Source organism: Eudoraea algarum (genome assembly GCF_050589645.1).
Classification (GTDB): domain Bacteria; phylum Bacteroidota; class Bacteroidia; order Flavobacteriales; family Flavobacteriaceae; genus JBNGOQ01.
On sequence record NZ_JBNGOQ010000005.1, the window covers coordinates 193,307 to 220,205 of the forward strand.

The 26,899-nt window shown below is 45.8% G+C and carries 22 protein-coding genes; 11 read left to right on the forward strand and 11 right to left on the reverse strand.

Translation table 11 applies throughout. The annotated features are described in order from the left end of the window. Together ACRD67_RS19170 and ACRD67_RS19175 are read right to left on the reverse strand one after the other, a co-directional pair. Positions 1–1,848, reverse strand: a complete 1,848-nt coding sequence (locus ACRD67_RS19170) for a tetratricopeptide repeat protein (protein ID WP_430968897.1) — start codon at positions 1,846–1,848, stop codon at positions 1–3. Between the two features lie 71 nt (positions 1,849–1,919). Next, positions 1,920–3,953, reverse strand: coding sequence for a kojibiose hydrolase (locus ACRD67_RS19175; RefSeq protein WP_430968899.1), 2,034 nt, complete (start codon positions 3,951–3,953; stop codon positions 1,920–1,922). Positions 3,954–4,032: 79 nt separating this feature from the next. On the opposite strand from ACRD67_RS19175, the gene guaA reads away from it, so the two are divergent. From guaA to ACRD67_RS19195, 4 genes are read left to right on the forward strand one after another with little or no spacing between them, the layout of a single operon-like run. Continuing rightward, complete coding sequence (guaA, locus tag ACRD67_RS19180; RefSeq protein ID WP_430968901.1) at positions 4,033–5,565, forward strand: glutamine-hydrolyzing GMP synthase; 1,533 nt, start codon at positions 4,033–4,035, stop codon at positions 5,563–5,565. Positions 5,566–5,576: 11 nt separating this feature from the next. Further along, a complete protein-coding gene (locus ACRD67_RS19185; protein WP_430968903.1) occupies positions 5,577–7,712 on the forward strand; it encodes a LysM peptidoglycan-binding domain-containing protein in 2,136 nt (711 codons plus the stop codon). A 3-nt stretch (positions 7,713–7,715) separates the two neighbouring features. Further along, entirely contained in the window at positions 7,716–8,120 is a 405-nt protein-coding gene (locus tag ACRD67_RS19190; RefSeq protein WP_430968905.1) for an OsmC family protein, read from the forward strand. Beyond that, positions 8,108–8,638, forward strand: coding sequence for a DUF922 domain-containing protein (locus ACRD67_RS19195; RefSeq protein WP_430968907.1), 531 nt, complete (start codon positions 8,108–8,110; stop codon positions 8,636–8,638). The genes ACRD67_RS19190 and ACRD67_RS19195 overlap by 13 nt, the downstream gene beginning before the upstream one ends. Before the next feature lie 25 nt (positions 8,639–8,663). On the opposite strand, the gene ACRD67_RS19200 is transcribed toward ACRD67_RS19195, so the two are convergent. From ACRD67_RS19200 to ACRD67_RS19220, 5 genes are read right to left on the reverse strand one after another with little or no spacing between them, the layout of a single operon-like run. Next, entirely contained in the window at positions 8,664–9,752 is a 1,089-nt protein-coding gene (locus ACRD67_RS19200; protein WP_430968908.1) for a hypothetical protein, read from the reverse strand. 43 nt (positions 9,753–9,795) lie between these two features. After that, positions 9,796–10,779 carry a hypothetical protein gene (locus ACRD67_RS19205; RefSeq protein ID WP_430968909.1) on the reverse strand — a complete coding sequence of 328 codons (984 nt, stop codon included), beginning with the start codon at positions 10,777–10,779 and terminating at the stop codon, positions 9,796–9,798. A gap of 18 nt (positions 10,780–10,797) precedes the next feature. Next, the gene (locus tag ACRD67_RS19210; RefSeq protein ID WP_430968910.1) at positions 10,798–11,877 is read right to left on the reverse strand and encodes a hypothetical protein; all 1,080 of its coding nucleotides are present in this window, start codon (positions 11,875–11,877) and stop codon (positions 10,798–10,800) included. A 30-nt stretch (positions 11,878–11,907) separates the two neighbouring features. After that, the gene (locus ACRD67_RS19215) at positions 11,908–12,954 is read right to left on the reverse strand and encodes a hypothetical protein (protein WP_430968912.1); all 1,047 of its coding nucleotides are present in this window, start codon (positions 12,952–12,954) and stop codon (positions 11,908–11,910) included. A 42-nt stretch (positions 12,955–12,996) separates the two neighbouring features. After that, a complete protein-coding gene (locus ACRD67_RS19220; RefSeq protein WP_430968913.1) occupies positions 12,997–13,527 on the reverse strand; it encodes a hypothetical protein in 531 nt (176 codons plus the stop codon). 245 nt (positions 13,528–13,772) lie between these two features. Here ACRD67_RS19220 and ACRD67_RS19225 point away from each other — a divergent pair, with 245 nt between their 5' ends. Together ACRD67_RS19225 and ACRD67_RS19230 are read left to right on the forward strand one after the other, a co-directional pair. Beyond that, positions 13,773–15,569: a tetratricopeptide repeat-containing sensor histidine kinase gene (locus tag ACRD67_RS19225; protein ID WP_430968914.1), complete on the forward strand. Its 1,797-nt coding sequence runs from the start codon at positions 13,773–13,775 to the stop codon at positions 15,567–15,569. A gap of 10 nt (positions 15,570–15,579) precedes the next feature. Continuing rightward, the gene (locus ACRD67_RS19230) at positions 15,580–16,326 is read left to right on the forward strand and encodes a LytR/AlgR family response regulator transcription factor (protein WP_430968915.1); all 747 of its coding nucleotides are present in this window, start codon (positions 15,580–15,582) and stop codon (positions 16,324–16,326) included. A 12-nt stretch (positions 16,327–16,338) separates the two neighbouring features. Here the strand turns inward: ACRD67_RS19230 and ACRD67_RS19235 are convergent, their stop codons facing one another. After that, the gene (locus tag ACRD67_RS19235) at positions 16,339–17,214 is read right to left on the reverse strand and encodes a hydroxypyruvate isomerase family protein (RefSeq protein WP_430968916.1); all 876 of its coding nucleotides are present in this window, start codon (positions 17,212–17,214) and stop codon (positions 16,339–16,341) included. 79 nt (positions 17,215–17,293) lie between these two features. Further along, a complete protein-coding gene (locus ACRD67_RS19240; RefSeq protein ID WP_430968917.1) occupies positions 17,294–18,094 on the reverse strand; it encodes a hypothetical protein in 801 nt (266 codons plus the stop codon). A gap of 100 nt (positions 18,095–18,194) precedes the next feature. Here ACRD67_RS19240 and ACRD67_RS19245 point away from each other — a divergent pair, with 100 nt between their 5' ends. The 3 genes from ACRD67_RS19245 (at position 18,195) to yidC (ending at position 22,053) form a co-directional block, all read left to right on the forward strand. After that, positions 18,195–18,434, forward strand: coding sequence for a DUF3820 family protein (locus ACRD67_RS19245; RefSeq protein WP_430968918.1), 240 nt, complete (start codon positions 18,195–18,197; stop codon positions 18,432–18,434). A gap of 49 nt (positions 18,435–18,483) precedes the next feature. After that, positions 18,484–20,121, forward strand: coding sequence for a CTP synthase (pyrG, locus tag ACRD67_RS19250; RefSeq protein ID WP_430968919.1), 1,638 nt, complete (start codon positions 18,484–18,486; stop codon positions 20,119–20,121). A gap of 75 nt (positions 20,122–20,196) precedes the next feature. Beyond that, positions 20,197–22,053: a membrane protein insertase YidC gene (yidC, locus tag ACRD67_RS19255; RefSeq protein ID WP_430968920.1), complete on the forward strand. Its 1,857-nt coding sequence runs from the start codon at positions 20,197–20,199 to the stop codon at positions 22,051–22,053. A 404-nt stretch (positions 22,054–22,457) separates the two neighbouring features. Here the strand turns inward: yidC and ACRD67_RS19260 are convergent, their stop codons facing one another. Further along, entirely contained in the window at positions 22,458–23,423 is a 966-nt protein-coding gene (locus ACRD67_RS19260; protein WP_430968921.1) for a fasciclin domain-containing protein, read from the reverse strand. A 36-nt stretch (positions 23,424–23,459) separates the two neighbouring features. On the opposite strand from ACRD67_RS19260, the gene ACRD67_RS19265 reads away from it, so the two are divergent. Continuing rightward, positions 23,460–23,636 carry a hypothetical protein gene (locus ACRD67_RS19265; protein ID WP_430968922.1) on the forward strand — a complete coding sequence of 59 codons (177 nt, stop codon included), beginning with the start codon at positions 23,460–23,462 and terminating at the stop codon, positions 23,634–23,636. 161 nt (positions 23,637–23,797) lie between these two features. Here ACRD67_RS19265 and ACRD67_RS19270 read toward each other — a convergent pair whose 3' ends face one another. Next, positions 23,798–25,195 (reverse strand): fasciclin domain-containing protein, encoded by a 1,398-nt coding sequence (locus ACRD67_RS19270; RefSeq protein ID WP_430968923.1) that lies wholly within the window; start codon positions 25,193–25,195, stop codon positions 23,798–23,800. Positions 25,196–25,639: 444 nt separating this feature from the next. Between ACRD67_RS19270 and mnmA the strand changes: the two genes are divergently transcribed. Further along, entirely contained in the window at positions 25,640–26,830 is a 1,191-nt protein-coding gene (mnmA, locus tag ACRD67_RS19275) for a tRNA 2-thiouridine(34) synthase MnmA (RefSeq protein ID WP_430968924.1), read from the forward strand. The last annotated feature ends 69 nt before the right edge of the window (positions 26,831–26,899 follow it).

Sequence of the window (26,899 nt, forward strand, 5' to 3'; positions counted from 1 at the left end):
TTAAATCGTCAAAACCGTGTTTTCGAGCGAATCTTCTGGGCTAAGGTCCATTTTTTTTCGAAGCCGTTGCCTCGCTTTTTTGATACCGTCGGTGGAAATGTTGAGGATGGCCGCAATCTCTTTGGACGACATGTTCATTTTCATAAGTGCCATAAAGCGGAGCTCGTTTTTGGTCACTTCCGGGTATTTGGATTTTACGTTGGATGCAAAGTCTTTGTGCACCTGTTCAAAATATTGGGTAAAGTTTTCCCAATTCCTATCGTCCTGTTGATCAAAATTGATGGTCTGTATCAACTGCTGGTACCCGGGCTGGTTTTCTGCCAGTTTAAGTTCCTTGGCCTTTTGTTTTACACTTTCGAGCACTTCGTTTTTTTTGGCAAGGTGTAGTGCATGCGTGGTGAGTTCCTTCTTTTTAAAGGCCAATTCAGCGTCCACTTTTTCGCGCTCCAATCTATTTCGCTTCATTTTTTGGCGTAGGGCATAAAACCCCAATAGTGAAAGCACCAGGGCTGCCCCCATCAAAATGCGCTGTAGGTTGCTTATTTCGGCCTTTTGTTCCAGAAGGTCTATTTCATTCTTTTGGAGCACGATCTGCTGTTCTTTTTTTTCCGTCTCATAGATGGTACGCAGTTCCTCGATCTGTTTGGTCTTGTCCGAGTTAAAAATACTGTCATTGAGGCGTTTGAATTCCCGAACATCGGCCAAGGCGGTTTTATAATCCGATTGTGCTTCCAGGGCTTTGGATCGTTCCCCGTAAATATCTCCCAACATGGCAGCGAATTTTGAGGATTTGGCCAGGATTTCCGATTCGTTCAGCACATCCAAGGCTTTTTGGCGCTGCCCGGTTTCATTATACGCCGATGCCAGGAAGTATAAGGAACGGACCAGCGCTATAGGACGAGGTGTTTGCCGATGGATGGTCACCGCTTGCTCCAAAGCTTCGATGCCCTCCACGTAGCGTTTTTGTTTCACATAGTTGCGCCCCAGATTCCGGGTAGCGCCCCCTTCCAACAACTTAATGTTCAATTGCTTGGACAGGGCTATGGCCTCCAGAAGGTATTTTTCAGCATTTGCAAAATCGTTCAGGCTCATATAGCTTTGGCCCACCACATTACAGGATACCGCCTCATATAAGGTGTCGTCTTGCTCGCGATAAATCTTCAGGGCTTCCAGGCCATATTCATTGGCCTTTTCAAAATTTAAGAAACTAGCTTCCAGGGAACCAAGACCATTGAGCGCGTCTGCCTTGCGGAGGGGTTCATCAATTTTATCGTATATGGCCAGGGCCTTTAGGATGTTGTCATAAGCAATTTTAAAACTGCCCTTTTGTTCAAAAATACCGGCCCTAAAGTTATATTCGATACCGAGACCGAGGGAATCACCCATCTGCTCACGTTTGGCCAGATTTTGATCAGAGAGTTCCAGGGCCTTCTCATGATTGCCTTCCCCCAGTTCCAGGGTGGCAAGGGCATAGGTAATCATTACCTCGCCCTTAAGATTGTCGTATTCCTTGTAAATGTCAAGGGCTTTTCTAAAATGAAAGCGGGCAGAATCTACCTTGCCCGTATATTTGAAGTAGTTCCCCACGTCGTCATGGGCATCAGCCGTTCCTTTGCGGTAGTTCAACTTTTTGGCCAGTTGGAGTCGCTCCTTGGCATAGGCCTGGGCCGTTTGCATATCCCTGTTTATGGTAGCATTGAACAGGTCGCCTAGGATTTCCACCTTTAGGGTATCCTCCCCCAAAGTGTTGTAAACGGCGCGTAGGCTGTCCAAATTTTGTTGTTGCGCGGTAAGGTTCAGGGAAAACAAAAGACCTAGGAGCAAGAAGCTTGGGTGTGTAGATTTCATAACAGGCTGGTTTATCCCCTAAAATAAGGATTTATCACCAACTTGTTGAATCGCAGGGACGTATATTCGACCTAATGCGTTACCCAATAGGTTTTGTTTTCCGGCCCCACACCCTTTATGGTCAAAGATTCCCATTCTTTAGGGAGTATGGGATTTTGCTGAACGATGCCCTGATCCGTGATGTCCAAACCGCCAAAACCAAAAAGCACCACCTGCAACATGCCCCCTGCACCTGTGGCAAAATATGGGTATTCGCCCGTAGCGGTTTCCGAAAGGGCGCCGAAGGGCGGACGCTTATTGGGTTCATAACTGCGTTTGAACAGGCGATAGCCTTCCTTGGCATCACCCAAACGCGCATAGAGCACTGCAAAAACGGATTGCCCCATGGCCGGACCTTCCGGAGACAATTTGGGCTCGTAGTACTTCAGATCTTTAATGATCGTTTCCTCATCGGCAATCACATGAAGCGGGTAGGAGAGCAGGTTTACATCGGCTTGTTTGATGATATCGCCCTCATAGGTACTGTGTTCCTTGGTGGTGCCATCGGGGAATTTATGGATCTTGATCTTGGAGGCCACCTCCTGCCAGGTGGGATCCGGGGTTTCCCCAACGGTTTGGGCGGCCTCAATGGCAAATTCCAGTGCGGTAATGGCAGAACCATTGGTGAACGCATTATCGTCCACGTTGGGTGCAAATTCATTGGCGCCTACTACATTTTTGATGCTATAGCTATCATCTTGGTTCTTTACGGATCTACTTACCCAATAGTCTGCCACCTCTTTCATTAGCGGGTATCCACGCGCTATCAGCCAAGCCTTGTTCTTGGTCACCCGATAGTAGTTCCAGAAGGCAATGGCCACATCGGCCGTTATGTGGTGTTCAAAAGTTCCCGTAAGGGCCCAGGCGGGGGTGGATTCTTCCCCGGTATCATCGCTTTCCCAGGGAAACATAGCGCCTTTATACCCAAAATTGATTGCTTTTTCCTTTGCTTTTCCCAGGCGGTCCGATCGGTAGTTGACCAAAGAGCGTGCAATGTCCTGATTGAGTAGGAGGAGAGGAGGGAACATCCAAAGTTCAGTGTCCCAAAAGATATGGCCGTTGTAATTTTGGGAGGACAATCCCATGGGGGCAATACTCAGATCGGAATCGCCCCTGGAAAAGGCGTATAGATGGTAGAGTCCTAGGCGCACATCCAGCTGATCCTGTATGTTCCCCTCAATAACAATATCACCTTGCCAAAGATCGGCCCATAACTTTTTGTGCTGGTCCAACAAATCCTCCCTCGGCGTTAGCAAATTAAAGATGACAAAGCGTTCGGATTCGGTCTGGGGATCCTCAAAATCCTGCGTGGTGCACTCGGCACCTGTCCAGGCAAATTCATATATTTCATCCTTCTTCAATTCCTTTTCAAAAGACAGTCGGTTGTCATAGTCGGACACTTTTTCATGGGTTAAATGCGGCCTTTGATGCTCGCGGGTAGAATTGATGGCGTGCCAAATAAAGGTGGCCGACGTACCCACGGTATGTCTTCCCAATCTACTTTTCGCCACGGTTTGCAGGATGGGCATGGTGGTCTCCAGATCCCTGAGCACACGAAAGGTACTTACCGGGTCCTGATATTCCTCCGGCGTGTTGATCTTGCCCGTAACTTGGAGTTTTAATAATTTTGTAGGAATAACTTTAATATCCACATAACCAGTATATTGAACATTCCTAAGTGCATAAATAGTATAAGAAACCTTGGCCTTGTCCCTAAAAGTAAAAGAGGTGGTGAAAGCAGCCGTTTTCATGTCCAAAACCTGGTGAAAATCGCTACTATTGTCCTCGGTGATCCGCTCTCCGTCAATGGCCATCTCGAGATTGGCGAAGTTCATGCCCAACAAAATTTTGCTTACCCCCAAAGGTGACTCCTTGTCGTACACATTGTTGAGAATGACCGATCGGGTCTCGAAGGGTTTGTCCTCGGGAAGAATGCCTATTCTTCCATTAGCGGTTACAATTCCCGTATACCGGTCTACCTTTCCGGTAGAAATGGTCCAGCCCTCTTCCTGGGCGTGGAGGGTGCAGCCGATAAGTGTAAGGAAAATAACAAGGAAGTTCTTCATCTTGATAACTTTTTGAATACTGCTTATAAATATACCCAAAAGAAACTTTTGCAACTCATCCGATTTAGTATTTTTGCGCATGCAAAACAACGTCCTTATTTTAGATTTTGGTTCCCAGTACACACAACTCATCGCCCGAAGGGTTAGGGAACTGAATATTTTCTGTGAAATTAAACCGTATAACCATCTGCCTGAGGATCTTTCAGAGTACAAGGCCGTTATCCTTTCCGGTTCGCCTTTTTCCGTTCGAGGTGATGATGCCCTTCACGTAGATTTGTCCCAAATAAGGGTAAAGAAGCCACTATTGGGAGTCTGTTATGGTGCGCAGTACTTGGCTCACTTCAATGGAGGCCATGTGGCCGCCTCGGCCACACGGGAATACGGACGAGCCCGTCTTTCTGATATCAAGGACGGGGAAGCTTTCTTTAAAAGCATTTCCAAAGGTAGCCAAGTATGGATGAGCCATTCCGACACCATCAAGGAGTTGCCAGATCATACCGTTCGTTTGGCCAGCACTACGGATGTGGAATACGCGGCCTTTAAATTTGAAGGGGAGGATACCTATGGGATACAATTTCATCCGGAGGTGTACCATACCACGGATGGGAAACAATTGTTGGAAAATTTTCTCGTTACTATTGCAGGGGTGGCCCAGACCTGGACCCCGGATGCCTTTGTGGAGACCACCGTGGCCCAACTAAGGGAAAAAATAGGTAATGATAAGGTAATCCTGGGATTATCGGGCGGGGTAGACTCTTCCGTAGCGGCGGTGCTGCTCCACAAGGCCATAGGAAAACACCTGCACTGCATCTTCGTGAACAACGGATTGTTACGAAAAAACGAGTTCCATGATGTGCTGGACCAGTACCAACATATGGGCCTTAATGTAAAGGGTGTGGATGCTTCGGCACGTTTTTTGGATAAGTTGGCCGGAGAGGCCGATCCGGAGAAAAAGAGAAAGATCATCGGCAAGGTGTTCATTGAGGTTTTTGACGATGAAGCGCATTTGGTGGAAGATGCCAAATGGTTGGCCCAGGGTACGATTTATCCGGATGTGATTGAATCGGTTTCTGCCACAGGCGGACCGTCGGCAACCATAAAGAGCCATCACAATGTGGGCGGGTTGCCCGATTTTATGAAGTTGAACGTTGTAGAACCGTTAAAAATGTTGTTTAAGGATGAGGTGCGTAGAGTGGGTGCCAGTATGGGCATCAATGGTTCTATTTTAGGAAGGCACCCTTTTCCAGGCCCTGGTTTGGCCATTCGCATTCTAGGTGATATCACGGCCGATAAGGTCAGCATTTTACAGGATGTGGATGCGATTTTTATCAATGGATTAAAGGAATGGGGGCTTTACGACAAGGTCTGGCAGGCCGGGGCCATGCTCCTGCCCGTACATAGTGTAGGCGTTATGGGTGATGAGCGTACTTATGAAAAATGCGTAGCTTTAAGGGCTGTGGAAAGTACGGACGGAATGACCGCAGACTGGGTGAATTTGCCCTATGAGTTTTTACAAAAAACTTCGAATGAGATAATAAATAAGGTTAAAGGCGTTAATAGAGTAGTATACGACATTAGTTCCAAACCGCCGGCGACCATAGAATGGGAATAAAAATGAAAATGATGCCTAAATCTGTTTTGACCGCTATAGTGCTCCTGTTGTGGAGCCTTACCATAGCGGCTCAGCAATTCAAGACCCATGCGGTAAAGGAAGGGGAAACACTGGAGAGTATTGCCAAGCAATACCGGGTTACCCCCTATAACATTCTTACATACAACAAGGAGCTAAAACAAGGAGAACCCTTGCGGCCGAATACCGTGCTGGTAATTCCACTCGGGGGCCAGGCTACTGGAGTTCAGGATACCATTTCCGCCCCTAAGGCTGCGGAAGAAGCTCCGGTACAGGAGGAACCCATAGGGTATACCTCCCATAGGGTAAGGCGAAAAGAGACCCTGTACAGCATTTCTAAACGGTATCGGATAACCGAAGACGATATAAAACGATATAATAGGGAACTGTACGCCGCACAGCTGAAAAAAGGGATGCGGTTAAAAATTCCAAAATACCGCAGGGTACGCCAAGAGGAGACCCAGATAGATTCCCTGAATTTTGAACAATACACGGTAAAGCCAAAGGAGACACGCTGGAGCATTGCCCATAAGTACGGTATTACCATAGACAGCCTGTTGGTGTTGAACCCGGAACTGCCCAAAACAACGAATTACCTTGCCGAAGGGCAACAGCTGCGTTTGCCCATACTGGCCGGAAGCAGCATTGAAGAACAGGAAGTGTCGCTCTACGAATCCTATACCGTGCCGCCCAAGCAAACCTTGTACAGTTTGGGAAGGGAATACGGCATTGACTCGCAGGAGATCGTTAAATTGAACCCCGAGATCATTGAACTTGGCGGACTCAAGGAAGGTATGGTCATTCGTCTACCCAAGAAAAAGGATGACAGTGGGGAAGTTAATACCGATAATTTTATCTTTTATGAGGTAAAACCCGGACAAAATGTATTTCGACTAACCCAAAACCTCAATATTACCTATACCGAGCTTGTAGCGCTAAATCCGGATCTGACCGAGGGGTTAAAGGCTGGGATGGTCTTAAAATTACCAAGGGATAAGGAAGGGGAGTTTGAGGTGAAGAATGCCTTGATCTTGGACAAGATCAATTTGCTGGACAGCATCAATACGAGCAATCGACCCAGATTGTTGTTTTTACTGCCTTTTCGTTTGGATCGACTGAATCTCAATGATACCGAAAACACCAAGAAGAATCTGGAAAGAAGAAATGATATCAAATACAGCCTGGGCTTGTATTCCGGGGCACTTGTCGCGTTGGATTCCATAGCCAAGCTGGGGATTTCCGTCGATGTCAAAACGTTTGATAATGAGTTAAATCTGAACAGGACCAAGGAAATCCTTCTCCGGGAAAACCTCAACGGGTTTAGTGCCATCATAGGGCCTTTGGACCCCAATTCGCTCAAGGAAGTTGCTGTACAGGCGGCCAATCATCAAGTACCGGTCATAGCCCCTATCGCTTCCAACAGCGATATTAGCTTGGGCAATGTCTTCTTTTCCATTCCCTCGGATGACATTTTACGGGAAAGGATCCTAAATTATGCAGAGGGCATACGGGAAGAGCAGAACATTATTATTATTGCCGATTCGATCAACAAACCTGTAGAGGCATTGATCGTGGAAAGGTTCCCCTTGGCCAAGACGGTGACCTTGAAGGAAAACTTATCGGTAGATATCGAAGTGTTTAGCGCAATGCTGTCCGAAGAGCATGAGAACTGGGTATTTGTGGAAACGGATAATTTTAAAATCGTATCGAGCGTTAGTTCCATTTTGAATTCATCCATTACCGAGGACATAAAAATTAAAATGTTTACCACAAACAAAAACAAAGCCTTTGAGAACGACGTCATTTCGAGCTCCCACCTTTCCAATCTGAATTTTTGCTATCCCTCGGTATATAAGGAGGTTGGGAACGATGCTTTTGTAAAGCAATACAGACAACGGTTTGGATCCATTCCGGACCGATATGCCATAAGGGGATTTGATCTTACCTACGACCTTTTGTTGAAACTGGCCTACAAGAACAACCTTTTTGAGGCGTCCCAACTGATCGGGGAAATTGAATATACAGGGAACAAGTTCGATTATAACAAGGACATCAGTTCGGGATATTTCAATACGGCCTCCTACATTATGCAGTACGATACCATGTGGATCAAGGAAGTAAAACCGTAACAAATGACCTCTAAAGTCACTTATTTAGGAGCCTTGCGCACCCAATGTGTCCATATACGATCGGGCAATGAATTTATTACGGACGCACCTTTGGACAACCAGGGTTTGGGTGAGGCCTTTTCCCCTACAGATACTGTGGCCACGGCTCTGGCCAGTTGTATGCTCACGGTTATGGGAATCAAGGCAAGGGACCATGAAGTGGATTTACGGGATACTACTGCCGAGGTGACCAAACATATGGCCTCGGATCCGCGTAGAATTTCCAAAATTGAAGTTGCCCTATACTTACCGGGCGGAGTATCGGATAAGCACAGAAAAATATTGGAACACACGGCGAATACCTGCCCCGTTTTCCAAAGTATCAACCCCTCGATAACCCTACAAATTGATTTTCATTGGGAGCGTTAAAGTATATCGGCACCTTTGTCCTTCTTTTTACCCTTTTTCCAGGTCTTGCCCAGGAATTTGATACCATACCCTGGAGCGCAGACAAGCGATTGGCCTGGACCGATTTTAAGGGTAATCCCCCGAATGGGGATAGGGCGGCAGCTACTACGGCCAGCGGTCTTACCTATCGGTTTTCCTCCCTTTCGAGAAATGGTGAGATCGAACTCGATTTTGAGGTGCACACTTTTTTCTATCCCCATAAATCGTGGTATAAACCGGACCTTTGCGATGAGCTCACCCTTAGTCACGAGCAGCTCCATTTTGACATTGCCGAGCTACAGGCGCGTAAGATGAGAAGAATTGTGGCAGCGACCCGCTTTTCGGAGAATATAAAAGCGGAAATACGGGCCATTTACAGGGATATTATCAAGGAACTCAATGCCTTTCAGCATCGTTATGACAAAGAGACCAATTTCTCCCGAAACCGGGCACAGCAGTTGGCCTGGAATAAAAAAATACGGAACGCTTTACGCGAATAAGGGCTCCTGATAGGGTAGTCCAAACCTACTTCTGATATATCGGGTTTTCCAGGGAAATCTGTCCAAATTTTTGGGTAAGCTCCACATCTTCATAGAACTCAATAAGTGGATCGGCCAGATGAAAGGTATATTTGATATAGGGTATACTCACTTGGGGCTCCTCCACCCCTTTTAATACAATGGTAACCTTAATGGCCGCATATATGCTTTTGGGTTTTCTATTCACCAGGGCCTCCGCATCCGAAGCATCCATTTTTAAGAGCATTTTGGGCCAATAACTATTGGTATCCGTCATGCTGTTCAGATGTGCATTGCCGTATGGAGTTTCGGGCAAGAACTCAAAGAAAAAAGTTTCGTCCCTTAAAAACTGGAACCCTTTGCTATGTGGGTTTCTATTGCTTGGGAATACATCGATCCAAAACCCGTTTTGATCAAAATCATAGGATATTACAGGTCTACCATAGGGACTGAATTCATATTTATGCACCAGATATGCGGTCTGCCTATCGCCCTGAAAAAGCGTTTTGCTCCAGGTCCTTAGGTCATCCAGGTTTTCTTTGACGTAGGCGGCATACTTTTCCTGCATTTCAAAATCGTCCCTGGAACCTCCCCAATTTCCCTTGAATCGGCAATTGGGATCCTTGGGGTCACAAAAATAGGTGCGAATCTGCTCGCTTGACCCAATTCCATAAGCTAAGGGCAATAGTATTTTCTGTGAGATGGAAGAATTTAGATCCTTTCTGTTGCCGCTGTTTTCCCTGGTTATCAATGTAAGGTACTCCCGGTCGATGTCATCGAAATAGGTATGTAACTGTTTCATTTCCAATAGCTTGTAATAATTTGTGTAGCCCTGCTTTACAAGCTTGTTTTTCGCTCTGTTTGCACCCTTGAACACCCCATCTCGGTTTTTGCTGTAATACATGTTCTGGGCCCCGAATCTGGGTAGGCCCTTATGCGATTGAAGTTGGATGGATTTGAATTTTGGTGATGGCGATGCTATCGTATAGACATCGCTCATATCTATTGTTTCGTCGTTGGACTGGGCTCCAAGAAAATAGGTCGAAATGAAGAGCAGCATCAAGCTAAAAATGAAACGGTACGTTTTTGGAAACATGGCAAAGGGTTTAAATAATCGTTTAGTTCAAAATATGGTGGTCTTAATACTTGGTAATAAGGTTGTCCACGGAAATCTCCCCGATCTTTTGGGTCAATTGAATGTCCTTGTAGATTTCCAGCACCGGATTTTCCAATTCAAAGGCAAAGGGCACTCTGGCTCCTGACCTTGGTGTTTTTTCATCGGGATAAATCTTTGCCTTGGCCACGATAAAAATCGGTGACCGCTTCTGAAGTTTGAGTTCTTTGGCCTTGGCCGGCTCAATAGACAGCAGCAGTTTGCGCTGGTTAAGGTTACGCTGGTTTTCGTCATAAGGAACAAAGCTGAGATAATCAATTACCTGGGAACTACCCGCCATGGCCCCGCTGATCCAATAGCCCTTTTTTTGAAAGTCATAGGTATCCGCTACCGAGGACATGCTCACCACATAGGCGATAAGTTCATCATTTTCAAAAAAGGTCTTGCTCCAGTCCTGCAGTTCCGAAAGATGATCTTTTACAAAGGCTTTGTAGCTACGCAGTTGCGCAAATTCATTCCCTCTGTCACCACCCCAGAAACCGATAGGCTTGCGTCGCCCATAGGTATCGATAAAGGTACAGGGTTTTTTTGCGTTCTCTGGGCAAAAGTATTTGTTGAGCTCAGTTTCGGTACAGAGCAGACTGGCCAGACGCAATAAGTGATCTTGGGCCTTGTTGGAATTTTCTGATTTTTTGTCGGTGGTTCCATTGTACACTCTTTTGGTTATTTTGGTTTGGTCCATATCCACGTAGAGCTCCGTGATATATTTCATGTTCACCAGCGCGTTAAAGGCCTGTGGATTGGTAGGCAGGGTTACCCCTCTATGATAATAAATATCACCCAGCCGTATCAGTCCATCGTGCGACTGTAGGACAATGTCGACATATTTTTCCGAAGGAGCTTTGAACGTAATCGTATTGTTGTCGGCCGACTGCGCGATCAGGGTAGGAGTGTGCCATGCTAGTAACAGACAAAGCATGGGAATTAGGGCAGTGGTGTGTTTTGGCATCGTTTGCATGATTTCTGCTTATTTGGTCGTCATAGTTTCTATGGACAGTTCTCCGGTTTTATCCGTTAAACTATCATCCTTGTAAAGGGCTATGGTGGGACTTAACAAGGTATATGAGGCATCTAAATGTTCGTAATTGTACCCCATTCCCTTTATGGTAACCTTTATTTTAAATACCAAATAGAGGATTCGGGTGTTCTCTGAAAACACTTCCGCTTTTTCCGGCGACATGGGATACAGGATTTGCACCCCTCTGGCGTCTACCAATTTCCTTTCCTTGGAATTGGACGGCTGCAAGCCCATGTAGCGAAATAGTTTCCCGTTGTTAATGAACGCATTTAATCGAAGCCAATAGCCCTTATGTTCAAAATCATATGCATTCAAGTTCACACGAACTACCAGGTAACCCTCTTCGGAGTCGTTGACAAAGAAATGGTCCTTCCACTTTTGCAATTCACTATAATACTCGTTTACGTAGGTGGTAAAGGCCCCCAACTGCTTAAATTCACTGGCGTTCTTTCCGCCCCAGTTGCTCACATTGCCCACATTCCGATGGAAATATTTTATGCCACTGGGATCGTAACCACAAGCATTTAGCTTGGGGTTACAGAAAAAACGGGGCATGTCCTTAACATGGGTCACCACGTTGGCCAGTTTTAGGAGATTGGTCTGGGCCAGCCAGGAATTTTTATCTTTCTCGTACATGCTACCCGCGTATTTCGTGAACAAGGCCCTGTCCATGTCCTTATAGATATCGGACATATACTTGAACCGCAAGAGTTCGTAAAAGGCCTGTTTCCCCATACTAATTTCCCAATTCTTCTTGTCCGCTTTTTGGAAGGCGGTTTGTGATTTGTGATTTACATAACTACCGTCGGGCAGGGTAAAATAATTGTCGATCTCCCCAAACCGCAGCAAGCCTTGATGGGTTTGCATTTTAATAGCGATGAACTTATCGGATGGTGGCTCATAGGTTTTAACCGCTTTATAGCTGCGGTCCTGAAGAGTTTCAATAGCGTCCGTCTGGCCGTGCCCGGCAGTTGGTCCTAAAATGATAACTGCCCAAAAGCCAAATAACATCCCAAACTCTTTTTTCATAGAAGTCATTTTATCTTGTTCCTTATTTTGTTACTCCTTTAGGATAGGCCGTTCCAGGGAGATATCCCCTATTTTTTGTGTGAGCGCTTCGTCCTTGTACACTTCCAACACTGGACTCTTATAATGATATCCGAAGGAGAAAATGGGGTTGTTGCCAGCAAACTCAACTTTTTGGAGGAAGGTTCGGATCTTGACCACTACAAAAACACGTCCTTGGCCGGAAGTAGAAAGCACTTCTGCATCCGAAGCGTTCATGGGTAACAATACGGTAATGGACTTATGGCGTTTACCGGACCCTGACATCATATTGAGCAAGGCCTCCTCAAAGGACGCTTGCGGGACCAACTCACTAAAGAACGACATCCGACTTCCCCGGGCATGGGGGTCGTACAAGGCGGCGTTGAGATTGATCCAATACCCCTTTTTGTCAAAATCATATCCCCGTAAGACATTTAGCACACTTACATGATATGCCTCCAGCGCATCATTGGGCATAAAATCCTTGCTCCATTGCTGTAGCCCATCAAAATGCTTGGCGACAAAATTGGCATAGTTTCTTTGTTGTTCAAATTGGTTAGTGCCGCCATAGGCCGCATCGTAGACCTCCTGGGTACAAATTGTATTCGCAAGTTTTCTTAGCTGGGTCTGGGCCAGATAGGAACGGGCATCTTTTTCCTGGGTGTTTTGATACACCGGGGCACTGATCTGTGTCCGGTTCATATCATCGTAGAGCGGCTTCATATGTTTCATTTTAACGAGGCCCAGATAGTTGATATACCCCGCCCTTAAACGTTTTAGTTTTTCCCTGATTTCAGGAGATGGCCTCACCGCTTTTTTGAATGCTTGCTGGGGCTTGCCGGCAGAGGTGGGTACCGGACGATATTGGTTGAGGGTCCCAAACCTTGGAAGGCCCTTGTGACTTTGTAGTTCAATATCCTTAAAGGCCGTAGCGGGCGCTTTATACACAAGCACATCGCTCAAGTCAATGGGCCCTGTTTCAACTTGCTGGTAAACCGGGATACTTAAAAGCAACAGCAAAGGGAGCATCGCATAGGTCTTTACCCGTGGATGGATCATAGTTAATGGTTTTTGTCCCTAAAGGGAATAGTTCTTCTAAAGTTACTCTTCAAGCGTTAAATCTGCAAGTTCCAGGGCCATACTTTTGTCATCCATACGCAGCATTTTAAAAGCACTTCGCAGCTGTTTGGGCACCCCTTGCCAAAGGGCATCGGCACTTTCTTTATAGATGAGGTTGATGGACGCTTGGCTCTCCCCGAAACTTTTAGTTGGTTTTTTTACCCCTTTGGCGTTCGAAAGATGGCTATAAAGACGATTCAGATGTACGTTATCATAACTTACCTGTGAAACGGCTATGGTGATACTTCCTTTTGACTTTCCGGCAGTTTTGCCTTTGTTTTTGCCCGATCCAAATAAGGAACCAATGGTTTTGATGGTTTCCTTCGAATTTTCTACCGTGCTTTTAATGGCGTTGTCCGTGTTCTTTGCGGTTTGATTTACCTCTTCCGTGGTCTTATTGACCTCGTCCACCTCCTTGATTACCTTTTTGTCCTCTGTTTTTTTTTGCTGGGCCTGTATCGCACAAAAAGCAAAGAGCGCAATAAGCCATAGCCGTTTTCGTAGTGTTTTCATTTTTTATGACGGTTTATATAAGGAATTCCTCTTTACCTATTGAAAGGTAAACCTAATCGGTGACCCATACCATGGATAGTTATTGAACGTAGTGTTTTTATGGTTTGCTGTCGCCCTATGGTACTTAAGCGTTTAAAACGTAACCAATGCAGGTGCTGGGTAGGGGGATTAATTTTTGTATTTCACCCTTTGGAATGGTCAATGAGCAGTAAAAACCATTAAATTTGATATTCAACCATATCCTTATGCCATACCAAACCAAAAGAATCCGGCTTTTTTTTATTTTTCTATGGGGCGGTCTCATGGCCTTTTCTCAGGAAGCCGTATTGGATTCCCTTTTGAAAGAGTTGGAAACACACACCACTAAGGATACCGTTCGCGTAAGCCTTTTGGTAAATACTGCCTGGAACATGACCCACACCAAGCCGGAGGACGCCTTTGTCTATGTGGAGGAGGCCTTGGACATTTCCGCGGATCTAAATTGGCCCAGGGGTAGGGCCAGTGCCCTGCGCCAAAAGGGAAACCTGTACTATGTAATGGCCGATAACCTAAATGCCATGGAGGCCTTTCAACAGGGTTTAAGGATAGCCCAGGAAGGTGGGGAGAAAATTCTTGAAGCAAGCCTTTATGGTAATCTGGGCAATATCCATGCGGATATGAAACAAAATGAAAAGGCTTTGGAGAATTACTATTCCTATCTCGCTACCGCCAAGGAATTAGATCAGCTACCGGATCAGGTAAGGGCGCTGTCCAATATTGGCCTTATCTATAACGATATGGATCAGTATGACAAGGGAATTTCCTTTTTAAAGGAAGCGCTGTCCATAGCGAGAGCGGAAGGGAACAACTATTTCATAGCCGCCATAATCAATAATCTCGGTATTGCCTACAAAGACAAAAAAGAGTACAAAACCGCCTTGTTGTATTATGAAGAGGCCGCCACCCTGGCAGGAACCATCCAGAACAAATATATTGAGGCCTCTGCCCTGAACAGTATTGGGAAAGTGAACATTCTACTTGAAAACTACGAGGTAGCCCTGGAGCGGGCCAAGCACGCGCTACAAATCTCCGAAGAAATTGCCGCCGTGGAATGGCAGGCAGATGCTTGGCAGGTGCTTAGCACCTCCTATGAACAATTGGGAAATTCCAAGGAGGCGCTCGTTGCCTATAAAAACCACGTACAATTTCGGGATAGCGTTTTAAGTGAGGAGAAGAAGGCAGAACTTACCCGCAAGGAAATGCAATTTCAATTGGAAAAACAGGAAGCCGAAGCCCAAGCGGCCATTGGACAACAGCGACTGATTAAAAATGGCGTTATTATTGGGGGAATAGCCTTACTGATCGCTGCGGTGCTTGGGTACCTTTTGTACAAAAGACGCAGGGATGCCCTAGAGCAAAAAAAACTGGCCGAGTTCCATACCAGGGTCGCAGAGACCGAATTAAAGGCGTTGCGTTCCCAGATGAACCCCCACTTTATTTTCAATGCCCTCAATTCCATAAGTGACTATATGTCTAAAAATGATTTGGCCACGGCGAACGAATACCTGCTAAAATTCTCCAGGCTTACCCGGGCCATCTTGGAAAACTCCGAAAAGAAACGGATCAATCTGGAGGAAGACCTGGAACTGACGCAATTGTACATTCAAATAGAGGCACTGCGCCTAAAGAACAAGTTATCACATACGGTTACGGTAGACAAGGACATTGATATGGAAAATACGCTGGTACCGCCTATGCTGCTGCAACCTTTTATAGAAAACAGTATATGGCATGGCATTGCGCATAAGGACGAGAAGGGGCATATTGCCATTTCCGTGAAGAAAGAAGGGGATATGGTGGTCTGCACCGTGGATGACGATGGCATAGGGCGCGATGCCTCCAGGAATGGCTCCTCGGCCCACACATCGATGGGGGTAAAGATTACCGAGAACCGATTGGATATCTTGGGCCGACTAAAGAAGGCTAAGGGCAGTATTGCCATGTTTGATAAAAAGCAAGGACTAAGGGTTGAGCTTAAACTGCCCTTGGAGTTAAGGTTTTAATATCAGCGCTATGTTACAGGCTATTATAGTAGATGACGAACAGCATTGTATTGATCGTATAACCCATTTGCTCAATACGTACGAGGGAAAACTAAGGCTATTGGGCAGTTGCGGGTCGGTATCGGAAGCTAGGACACTCATTGCCTCCCAAAGTCCCGACGTTGTTTTTTTGGACGTACAGCTCAATGGGGAAACAGGATTCGATCTCTTGCGAAGCCTCCCCAATACGGATTTTGAGGTGGTGTTTACTACGGCCTATGACACCTATGCCGTGGAAGCTTTTCGGTATTCCGCCTTGGATTATCTCTTAAAGCCCATAGGTTCTGAGGAGTTCGCGGATACGATTTCTCGTATTATGGAGAAAACGGGACAAAAGGATACCGAAAAAAAGATCGAGACACTTTTTCACAATTTTGAACACAAGGTGAACCAATTAAAAAAAATTGTGGTCCCCACACTGGACGGACTGACCCTTTGGGCGGTAAATGATATCATACGTTGCCAGTCAGATGGGAACTATACCAATATCTTTCATAGGGAGCACAAAAGGATAACCGCTACAAAAACCTTAAAATATTTTGAGGAACTGTTGGGGACCGATCATTTCTTCCGGGTCCATAAATCCCATTTTATCAACTTGGCCTATGTAGAAAAATACTTAAAGGGCAAAGGGGGCTATGCACTTATGGCCGACGGTACCCATATTGAAGTGGCCGTTCGAAGGAAAGAAGAATTCCTCAAAAAGCTCAAGGGCTAATGCCCAAACCGTTTATACATCACAGATTAAAAAAGCTTCCCGCAAGGCCTCGATTTTATCCGCCTTGGTAGCAATGAACTCTTGGGCCAGATACCCTTTAAACCCGGTAGCCACAATGGCCCTTACAATCGCCGGGTAATAAAGCTCCTGATGTTCGCCAATTTCATGCCGTCCGGGTACGCCCGCCGTATGATAGTGTCCAAAATAGGCATGGTTGTCCTGGATGCTTCGGATAATGTCCCCTTCCTGTATCTGCATATGGTAAATGTCGTAGAGCAGTTTAAAGTTTTCCGAACCCAATTGTTCACAGAGGGCTATGCCCCAGTCCGATCGATCGCACATATAGTCCGGATGGTCTATTTGGTTAAAGAGTTCCATTTGGATCACGACCCCGTGTTCCTCGGCCAGGGGAAGTATTTGTTTTAAACCATCCACACAATGCTGTAGGCCTACGGCATCGTCCATACCCCTACGGTTACCGCTAAAACAGATGAGGTTGGTATAACCCGCAGCGGCAACTTTCGGAATTATTTCGGAATAGTTCTTTATTAGGGTCTTATGGTATTGCGGGTCGTTCCAGCCTTCGGTCAGACTTATTTCTGCCCCGTTGCACATGGAACAGTGAATATTGTACTTGCGCAATAGGGGCCATTCTTCGGGACCAATAAGGTCTATAGCCTCTATGCCCAGTTCGTTCAGCGTCTTTAGGAATTCCTCCAAAGGAATGCTGTTGAATGGCCAATAACATACGCTGTGTGCAATATTATTTTTTAAGGGTAGCCTTTGAGGGAAGGTGTTTTTTTCCACTCCGGCCATGGCGTTGGTTTTGGAAGCCAACAGTCCCAGTGAGGCAGCGGCCGATGTACCTATAAATGTTCTTCGTTTCATGTTGTGCTGCTTAAGAAAATGCAAACTAAAGGTATGCATTTTCTCCTGCGCAGGGAAACCCGGAAAAAAGGGGGGTAGATTACCGAATAAAGCTCAGGACCAGCTCTCCCGTGGCATCGAGCTCTATTTCGCCGGTGGTAATAGGCCTGTTGATTGTTGTTTTCAAGACCAGGACGTTATCTCCCAATTCCATGACCTCGTACGTACCATCGGCATCCGTCCCCGATGTTATTTGCAGTTCATTCCCAACGAGTTCCCAACTGCCTGTGGAAAAGGGACTTTCCGAACTGAATTCCTCAGTTACGGTATTGCCTAACACGGTGAAGGTGAGTACAGAGGTATAATTCCCCGAACCCGTAACTTCATTGGGGTTTTCGGAAAATACCACTTCGGTGTCCTCATCGGTAGACGTTAGGGTGAAGCTAACGGTAAGGTCTTGATCTTGAAAGGTAGTAAAAGCGGTACCATCTGCAATGGACGCATTTTCAAGACGCCAGGTACCGCCGATGGGCATGGGATCGGTATCCGAACCATCGTTCCCTGTGTCCGTTCCATCATCATTTCCAGTATCCGTGCCATCGTTCCCGTTGTTTCCCCCATCATCATTTCCTGTATCGCCTCCGTCATCATTACCGGTATTGCCGCCGTTATCGTTTCCTGAGTCCGTACCGTCGTTACCGCTATCATTTCCGTCATCCTCGCTATTGGTACCATCGTCATTTCCGGTGCCGTTGTCATCGGTGTCCGAATCCCCATTCTGGGATCCGCCCTGTTCGTTGACAATGTCCAAAAAGTCCTGATCGCTGGTGCTGCAGGAAAAAAGAACTAAACTAGAATAAAAAATAAAGGCAATAGGAAGTAAATAGCGAAGGGTTTTCATGGGGTGTGCTACGCGTTAAGTGGGATGAAAAAAGTAATTTCGTTAATTGTTGGTACTATTTTCTATTTACGGGCAAAGGACCAAAAAAGATTACCCCATTATGTTAAAAAGCGATAGGAAAATACTTAAAGAAGTGGCCCACTACAAGATGCCCTTTGGAAAGTTTAAGGGAAGCTATCTCGTGGATCTGCCCGGGCCTTATCTGAATTGGTTCCAACAAAAAGGGTTTCCACAGGGCAAGTTGGGACAGTACCTACGGTTGATGCTGGAGATCAAAGTGAACGGATTGGAGTATCTGATCCGGGATATACAAAAACAATTTCCAGAAGATTCCGGGTGATTTATTACAACAATTTGTATCTTTACACCCCGTAACAAAGAACCCCATCATGTCGCAGACAAAGTACATTTTCGTTACGGGAGGCGTTACCTCTTCCTTGGGAAAAGGCATTATCGCAGCATCCTTGGCCAAACTACTACAGGCCCGTGGTTATAAGACCACCATTCAGAAGCTAGACCCTTATATCAATGTTGATCCGGGCACCCTAAACCCTTATGAGCACGGAGAGTGCTACGTTACGGACGATGGTGCGGAAACCGATTTGGATCTTGGGCACTATGAACGTTTCCTCAACGTGCGGACTTCCCAGGCCAACAACGTGACCACGGGACGAATCTATCAGAGCGTTATTGAAAAAGAACGCCGGGGCGAGTTTTTGGGGAAGACGGTCCAAGTAGTCCCACATATTACCAACGAAATAAAGGAGCGGATACAGATCTTGGGCAATAGCGGGGATTATGATATTGTGATCACTGAAATAGGGGGTACTGTGGGCGATATAGAATCCTTACCCTATATTGAAGCTGTACGACAATTGCTGTGGGAACTGGGAGATAACAATGGTATTGTTATACATCTTACTTTGGTACCCTTTTTATCTGCGGCCGGTGAGCTAAAGACCAAGCCTACACAACATTCGGTAAAGACCTTGATGGAGAGTGGTATCAAGGCCGATATTCTGGTCTGTAGGACCGAACATGAGATATCGGATGATATTAAAAAGAAATTGGCACTCTTCTGCAATGTAAAACAAGAAGCGGTTATACAGTCCATTGATGCCTCTACAATATATGATGTGCCCATTATGATGCTCGAGGAAGGTCTTGATAAGGTTGCGCTGCAAAAATTAGCGCTTTCGGACTCTTCCCAACCGGATCTTGAACAATGGAACGAGTTTTTAAATCGGCACAAGCATCCTGGGCATGAGGTCACTATTGGCCTTATTGGCAAATACGTGGAACTGCAGGATTCCTACAAGTCCATATTGGAGTCCTTTATCCATGCCGGGGCCATGAACGAGGTAAAGGTAAATGTTCGATCCATTCATTCCGAACATATCACCATAGCTAACTTCCATAAAAAAATGCAGGGCCTGGATGGCGTGCTGGTAGCACCTGGTTTTGGGGAGCGCGGTATTGAAGGAAAGATCAAGGCCGTACAATATGCCAGGGAACAGGGTATTCCTTTTTTGGGCATTTGTCTGGGCATGCAAATGGCGGTCATTGAATACGCACGAAACGTATTGGGACTCAAAAATGCCAATTCCACGGAAATGGACGAAAACACTCCTGACCCGGTAATCAGTTTAATGGAGGCCCAAAAGACCATTACGAATAAGGGCGGTACCATGCGCCTGGGCGCCTGGGATTGTGAATTGGTAAAGGATAGCCTGGTACAAGGTGTGTACCGTGGGGAAAAGGATATCTCGGAAAGACACCGTCACCGCTATGAGTTCAACAATGACTATAGGGACCAATTGGAAGAAGCCGGTCTGGTTGCCTCGGGTATCAATACCGAAACCGGATTGGTTGAAATTGTGGAAATACCATCACATCCTTGGTTTGTGGGCGTACAATACCATCCAGAGTACAAAAGTACCGTAGCGAATCCCCATCCGCTTTTTGTGGGCTTTGTAAAAGCCGTTCTACAATACAAAAAACAACAAACTAATGCCAGTTTGGCATAAAGTGTACATTTGGACATATATTTGCGTACTTGAAAAAACTGAACTACTGAGCATTATTGAAATTAGCTTACCCAGATGGAAGAAAAGAAATTAGATATAAATTCTATAATCGGCTTTGTGTTGATTTTTGGGATACTCCTTTTTATGTTTTATCAAAATCAGCCTACTCCTGAGGAGATTGAGGCCAAAAAGGCCGAGCAGGAGCAGGTGGAAGCCGATGCCCAGGTGCAGGAAGTTGAGCAAGAACGTCCGGTACAGCAGCAGCCAGATCTAAACATTCAGGATTCCACCGAGATAGCCAACTATAAAAATACTATTGGGGCCTTTGGATATACCGCGGCTTCCGATGCTGTGACCTTATTGGAGAATGAACTGGTCCAGTTGAAGATCAGCAATAAGGGCGGACAGATAGTGGAGGCTAAAATGAAGAACTTTGTTACCTATGATTCTGTACCGGTGTATCTTGTGAAGGACGGCAATGCGTCCTTTGCCTTGAATTTTTCTACCTCGGACAATAGGGTCCTCCATACGGAACAGTTATTTTTTGAGCCCGAACTGACACAAAATGGGAACAATCAGGTCCTTTCCATGAAGGCGAAAGTATCGCCCACCCAATTTTTGGAATTTAGGTACGAGATGAAGCCCGATGATTATTTGGTAGATTTCACCCTTAGGTCCCAAGGTTTGGACCGGATTATCAATAGCAGCGCACCCGTTACATTGGATTGGAAATTAAAGGGCATACGACACAATAAGAGCGTACAGTATGAAAATAGATATACCCGCTTAACGTATCGGCATGAAGACGGAAAAATAAGCAAACTTTCGGAAACCAGTGATGATGAGGAGACCGAGGAGAACATAGAGTGGTTATCGTACCGGCAACATTTTTTCAGTTCCATCCTGGCCACCAAGACCCCTTTTAAAACAGGGCAGCTCAACTCAAAGAATTTAGTGGAAGAAGAGGACAAGGCCGAAAAATTTACCAAGGAATACAGCTCATCGGTACCGCTGAACGTTGAAGGCGGGGAACTTTCGTACAATATGAACTGGTATTATGGCCCTACCGATATCAAAGTCCTGTCACAGTATAAGGAATACGCCCTTGCAGATTCCATTCCTTACGGATGGGGCATTTTTGGTTGGATCAACCGCTATGTGTTTACCCCATTCTATAGCTTCCTAAGTTCCTTTTTGCCCTTTGGTATCGCTATTGTGGTGATGACCATTTTGGTGCGTTTGGCCATGTCACCCGTAACGTATAAGTCTTATCTGTCCCAGGCGAAGATGAAGGTGTTGAAACCGGAGATTACGGAACTGGGGGAGAAATACAAGGACAATGCCATGAAAAAGCAGCAAGAGACCATGAAATTGTACAATAAGGCCGGGGTGAGTCCCATGAGTGGTTGTATACCGGCCCTATTGCAGCTACCGATCTTCTATGCACTCTTTATGTTCTTTCCAACCTCATTTGCATTGCGACAAAAATCATTTTTATGGGCAGAAGACCTTTCTTCCTACGATACCATCTTTAATTTACCCTTTGCCATTCCCTTCTATGGAGACCATGTGAGTTTGTTCCCGATTTTGGCATCTGTGGCCATTTTCTTTTATATGACCATGACCACAGGGCAGAACATGCCGACCCAGCCCGGGATGCCCAACATGAAATTTATCATGTACCTATCTCCCTTGCTGATGCTGTTCTTCTTTAACAACTACGCCAGTGGACTGAGTTTGTACTATTTTGTATCTAACTTGATTACCATTTTTATCATGCTGACGATCAAGAAGTTTATTCTGGACGAGGACAAGATACATGCGCAGATTCAGGAGAACAAAAAGAAGCCCAAAAAGGAAAACAAGTTCCAGAAAAAGATGCGCGAAATGATGGAGCAGGCCGAAACACAGAAAAAAGTGGGGAAACGATAGGCCCCTTTCCCAAGGTCTTCCCGGTATATCCAGGATTGGACGATAAGGTTCCAAGGATAGCGCATACCCTCAAACACGTAAGTACCTAAAAATAAAAAAGCCCCATCCTTTTCGGTGGGGCCTTGGCATTAAGTAGGTTCAGTTGGTAAGATTTGGGACTCCAAAGATGGGGCATTGAGGAGCCAAAAAAAAAGAATAGTTGTCAAGGCCTCATTTTTGTATGTTAACGGTTTCCTTTGTGATGTATACATTTTTTCGAACAAAAAAACTCCCTTGAATGACAAGGGAGTTTTTAAGAATCCGTTTAAGATGGCTTGTTTCCAATAAGGTGTACTGTATCATTTTAATAAAGCGCACGGTATTTCGGAAACGCCCAATGGGTATTTCACCCTAAAGACCCAGAATCAATTTCCGGAATCCGGGATTAGCACACCATCAATGATATGTATTACCCCGTTGGTTGCCTGTATGTTCACAAAGGAGATGTCTATGCCCTCGTTTCCACTTCCATCTGTAATACTAAAGGAATTACCATCTTCCGAAAAGATCAGGATGTCCCCTTCCAGGGTGACAGGAGACTCCAGGCCATCGCTAAGGTCGGAGGATACTATATTGTTACCTGCGATAACGTGGTGTAGCAATACAGACACCAAAGCATCTCCCGTGGGTGCCTCGCTTAACTGTGCAAAGGCCTCATTGGTAGGACCGAACACCGTAAAAGGTGCTGGAGCGGTTCCGTTGGCCGTGCCCAAGGTGTTTATGATATCCGTGGTAAGCACGCTTTCCAGCGTGTCCAACTGGCTGTCGGCAGTGGCAAAGGTAACAATGGTAGGGAGTGTGATTACGGCGTCTACCACATGGATAGTACCGTTGGAGGCTATAATATCGGCCCCACCCTGGGTTACATCGGCCTGCCCGTTAAAGGTAAGCCCGGAGTCGGTATTGAAATAGAGACTTAGTTTTGTGCCGGCAGTGGGTCCATCCGCATTGGATGAGGCATAGCCCGAAACGGCATTGATAAGTTCTCTGGATGTGATTTCATCGCTGATAACATGATTTAAAAGCACTTGTGCCAATTCGTCCGTTGGGATATCGCCCAACTGTCGGCCATCCAAGTAAGCATCAAAGGCGGCGTTTGTCGGGGCGAGGACGGTAAAGGGCCCGTCGCCTTGTAGTACACTAGGCAAATCACCATCTGCTGCTTGGAGCGCTGCCACAAGACTGCTTAAATTGGCATCGGCCGATGCCAATTCAACAACATTCTCTTCGGGCCTGGCCACATCGCCATCGTCGTCATCGCTGCACGACAGCACCAAAACGCTAATGCATAGTAGGGTTAACACATTTTTTAATTTGAGGAACTTTTTCATGATTTTCATTTTAAATTAATATTCTCTATACTAAAAATGGAAAATCGAAACAAATATTGCGCGGATTTTGAGGCCGGGGCATTTCCCAAAGCCGACTTTATTATCGACAAAGCGATGTATTTCATCGATGAAAGTACTGAATTCATCACCTGCCATCTATTTGGGAGGAGATACCATGATTCGCTCACATCCCTAAGGGGAGACTTTTTTTAAAGGAAGTTTAACAAGTGGACGCCCAGAAACTGGACAGGATTTAGAACCATGGGACCCACAAACAAAAAAAAGACCCCCTTAAATTAAAGGGAGTCTTTCGTAGCATTTAGGCAAACCTAATTTTCTTTTTCCAATTTTGATTTAAAAGTTCCCAGCAGCTACTAGTTTGTCGTATCGGGCAGGAGTACCGTATTTAATACGTGGATTACACCGTTGGCCGCTTGTACATCCACAGCGGTTATGCCGATGCCTGTATTCCCGGCACCATCAGTAACGTCTGCGATGTTATCACCTGTCCCAGGAAGGTTGATGGTGATGGCATCCCCTTCCAGGGTGGCCGGAGAAATACCGTCGGTAAGGTCACCAGAACGTACGTTGGCCCCGCCAATAACGTGGTGCAACAATATTTGGGTCAATACCGGTTCGTCCGGAATAGCTGCCAAGGCCGCAAAGGCGTCGTTGGTAGGCGCAAAGACTGTAAAATCAGGATTTATATCGTCCATGTTTCCTCCTTCTGTTCTGGAAAGGATTCCGGCAAAATCAGTGGCTGGGGTCAACTCGGTCAAGGCGCTTACCAAGGTGGAGAAGTTGGGATCGGCCACCGCAAAGCTTACGACGGTAGGAATATCTATTACGGCATCCACAGCGTGGATAACGCCATTGGTGGCGACAATGTCTGCCGCAGCTACCGTACTGATTCCATTAAGGGTAACCCCGCTGTCCGCATTGATATAGAGACTTAGGTTATCCCCATCGGCATTGGTTCCAGCCGTGGAGGCATAGGAGTTGGACAAAGAGGCGGCAAAAGCTGCCGTACCTGCGATTACGTGATTGGACAAGACGTTGTTGATGTCATTGCCATTCGGATTGGTAAATGCGGTAAAGGCTGCATTAACAGGAGCGAAAACAGTGAAGTCGGTGCCCGCGTCCGAAAGAAGGTCCGTAAAGGTGGTGTTGCCACCGGCGGTGAGTGCGCCAACGAGTTCACTTAAGTCACCATTGGCCACGGCATGGTCCACGATATTAGGAAGGCCGATGACCCCGTTTACTATATGAACAACGCCATTGGAAGCCTCTACATCTGGGGTGGTCACCGTTGCCACACCATTGATTGACACGCCACTGGAGGTATCTATGAAGAGACTTAGGTTATTGCCGCCCACACCTGCTGTGGATAGGGAAGAGATATATCCCGTGCTAAGGCCAGTAGAAAGATTTTCACCTGATACCACATGATTAAGGAGTACATCGGTAAGAAGGTCTACAGGTACATCCTCTAAACTTGCAAAGTTGTTGGCCGCTAAAAAGGCCGTAAAAGCATCGTTGGTTGGAGCAAATACGGTGAAGGGACCATCGGCCTGAAGGGCGCTTACCAGATCGGCTCGCTGAAGTGCTGCCACTAGGCTACTGAGATCATCGGTAGCAAGGGCAAGATCAACAATATTGGAATCCGCCATAGGTTCCATTTCATTGCCATCGTCATCATCGGAACAGGAGATAATAAAGGAAAAGGCCAGGACCAGGGCCGAAAGGGTAAAGATTTTAGAGAAAAATTTCATAGTAGTACATTTTACAGTTAAGATTAATTGAATTGTTTCACATACATATGTTATAATTAAACACTTTTAAGCTCCGTTCAATATGGGCATGACAAAACTATCAGGTTTGATTAGTTTAAATAAGTGTCTTTTATAAAATTGTTTAACTTATAGACCACAATATTAAACAAGGTTGCTTTTGTTTAAGTATTTTTAATAAAAGTTTAACAAACTGAAAAACCTATAAGATCGAATTTTTGAATCCAAGGGGTGGGACTTATTGTATTTGGTATCGTGAAAGGATCAGGATTGCAAACGCAGCTACTTGGAATCCTCTAGGGTGAGCCCTAGCCCTTCCTATAAATTCGTTCTTGAGTAAGAGCAGATCAACTTTATATAGGTCAAAATGAAGCCTATGCGCAACCCTAAATATTTTGTATTTTTGCCCCTTAAAAAGATAGTATAATGAAAAAGGTAGTGGTCGGACTTTCGGGGGGAGTGGATTCTAGTGTGGCCGCATACTTGCTGAAGCAACAAGGCTATGAGGTCATTGCCCTGTTTATGAAAAACTGGCATGACGATTCCGTAATCATTTCAGATGAATGCCCCTGGATCGAGGACAGCAATGATGCCCTGATCGTGGCCGAAAAATTGGGGATTCCCTTTCAAACGGTCGATTTGAGCGAGGCCTATAAGGAACGTATCGTGGACTATATGTTCAGCGAATACAAAAAGGGCCGTACACCCAATCCGGATGTGCTTTGCAATCGGGAAATAAAATTCGATGTTTTCCTAAAGATTGCCCTGCAGTTGGGAGCAGATTATGTAGCAACGGGACACTATTGTAGAAAAGAAATACTGCAGCATGCCGATGGTACCGAAACGTATCGACTTATGGCCGGTGTGGATGGGAATAAGGACCAGTCTTATTTTTTGTGCCAACTTTCACAAGAGCAGTTGGCTAAAACCTTGTTTCCGATCGGGGAGCTTACCAAGCCCCAGGTCCGCCAACTTGCTTCAGAGAACAATTTGATCACTGCGGATAAGAAGGACTCCCAAGGGTTGTGTTTTATAGGAAAGGTACGTTTGCCCGATTTTCTTCAACAACAATTGAAGCCTAAAAAGGGTGTCATCGTTGAAGTACCCATTGATGCCGAACACTATCAGCTTGCGGTACCGAAATTCGGTACCAAGGCCAAAGAACTGGCCTTCTATGCGGAGAAGCCCGTGTATCAAAAACATCACGGCAAGGTGGTGGGCGAACATCAAGGGGCACATTATTTTACCAAGGGCCAACGCAAGGGGTTGGATGTAGGAGGCACCAAGGAACCGCTATTTGTCATCGAGACAGACGTAAAGGAAAACATTATCTACACCGGTCAAGGAAAATCACATCCTGGTCTCTACCGGCGCACCCTGTTTGTTACCAATGACGAGCTGCATTGGGTACGTCCAGACCTGGAGTTGCATATAGATGAGTCCATGGAGGTCATGGCCAGAATCCGTTACAGGCAACCCCTGCAGAAAGCCACATTACATCAGATTGATTGTGGGCTTTATGTTGATTTTGAAGAAAAACAGTCGGCCATCACAGAAGGCCAGTTCGTGGCTTGGTACATAAATGACGAGTTAATCGGTTCTGGAGTAATTTCATGAAAGGGGAACGCCATAGGCCATCAGTTAAATAATCAAAACATCTAACCCATCAGCATATAGAAAGTATAC

Bases quoted from the DNA above. Each gene is read 5' to 3' on its own strand.
- ACRD67_RS19245 (WP_430968918.1), top strand. From the start codon at position 18,195: ATGTTAAAAAGCGATAGGAAAATACTTAAAGAAGTGGCCCACTACAAG.
- ACRD67_RS19170 (WP_430968897.1), bottom strand. From the start codon at position 1,848: ATGAAATCTACACACCCAAGCTTCTTGCTCCTAGGTCTTTTGTTTTCC.
- ACRD67_RS19235 (WP_430968916.1), bottom strand. From the start codon at position 17,214: ATGAAACGAAGAACATTTATAGGTACATCGGCCGCTGCCTCACTGGGA.
- ACRD67_RS19210 (WP_430968910.1), bottom strand. From the start codon at position 11,877: ATGAAAAAAGAGTTTGGGATGTTATTTGGCTTTTGGGCAGTTATCATT.
- mnmA (WP_430968924.1), top strand. From the start codon at position 25,640: ATGAAAAAGGTAGTGGTCGGACTTTCGGGGGGAGTGGATTCTAGTGTG.
- ACRD67_RS19175 (WP_430968899.1), bottom strand. From the start codon at position 3,953: ATGAAGAACTTCCTTGTTATTTTCCTTACACTTATCGGCTGCACCCTC.
- ACRD67_RS19215 (WP_430968912.1), bottom strand. From the start codon at position 12,954: ATGATCCATCCACGGGTAAAGACCTATGCGATGCTCCCTTTGCTGTTG.
- ACRD67_RS19240 (WP_430968917.1), bottom strand. From the start codon at position 18,094: ATGAAAACCCTTCGCTATTTACTTCCTATTGCCTTTATTTTTTATTCT.
- ACRD67_RS19230 (WP_430968915.1), top strand. From the start codon at position 15,580: ATGTTACAGGCTATTATAGTAGATGACGAACAGCATTGTATTGATCGT.
- guaA (WP_430968901.1), top strand. From the start codon at position 4,033: ATGCAAAACAACGTCCTTATTTTAGATTTTGGTTCCCAGTACACACAA.
- ACRD67_RS19220 (WP_430968913.1), bottom strand. From the start codon at position 13,527: ATGAAAACACTACGAAAACGGCTATGGCTTATTGCGCTCTTTGCTTTT.
- ACRD67_RS19200 (WP_430968908.1), bottom strand. From the start codon at position 9,752: ATGTTTCCAAAAACGTACCGTTTCATTTTTAGCTTGATGCTGCTCTTC.
- ACRD67_RS19205 (WP_430968909.1), bottom strand. From the start codon at position 10,779: ATGCCAAAACACACCACTGCCCTAATTCCCATGCTTTGTCTGTTACTA.
- pyrG (WP_430968919.1), top strand. From the start codon at position 18,484: ATGTCGCAGACAAAGTACATTTTCGTTACGGGAGGCGTTACCTCTTCC.
- ACRD67_RS19265 (WP_430968922.1), top strand. From the start codon at position 23,460: ATGGAAAATCGAAACAAATATTGCGCGGATTTTGAGGCCGGGGCATTT.
- ACRD67_RS19190 (WP_430968905.1), top strand. From the start codon at position 7,716: ATGACCTCTAAAGTCACTTATTTAGGAGCCTTGCGCACCCAATGTGTC.
- yidC (WP_430968920.1), top strand. From the start codon at position 20,197: ATGGAAGAAAAGAAATTAGATATAAATTCTATAATCGGCTTTGTGTTG.
- ACRD67_RS19185 (WP_430968903.1), top strand. From the start codon at position 5,577: ATGCCTAAATCTGTTTTGACCGCTATAGTGCTCCTGTTGTGGAGCCTT.
- ACRD67_RS19270 (WP_430968923.1), bottom strand. From the start codon at position 25,195: ATGAAATTTTTCTCTAAAATCTTTACCCTTTCGGCCCTGGTCCTGGCC.
- ACRD67_RS19225 (WP_430968914.1), top strand. From the start codon at position 13,773: ATGCCATACCAAACCAAAAGAATCCGGCTTTTTTTTATTTTTCTATGG.
- ACRD67_RS19260 (WP_430968921.1), bottom strand. From the start codon at position 23,423: ATGAAAAAGTTCCTCAAATTAAAAAATGTGTTAACCCTACTATGCATT.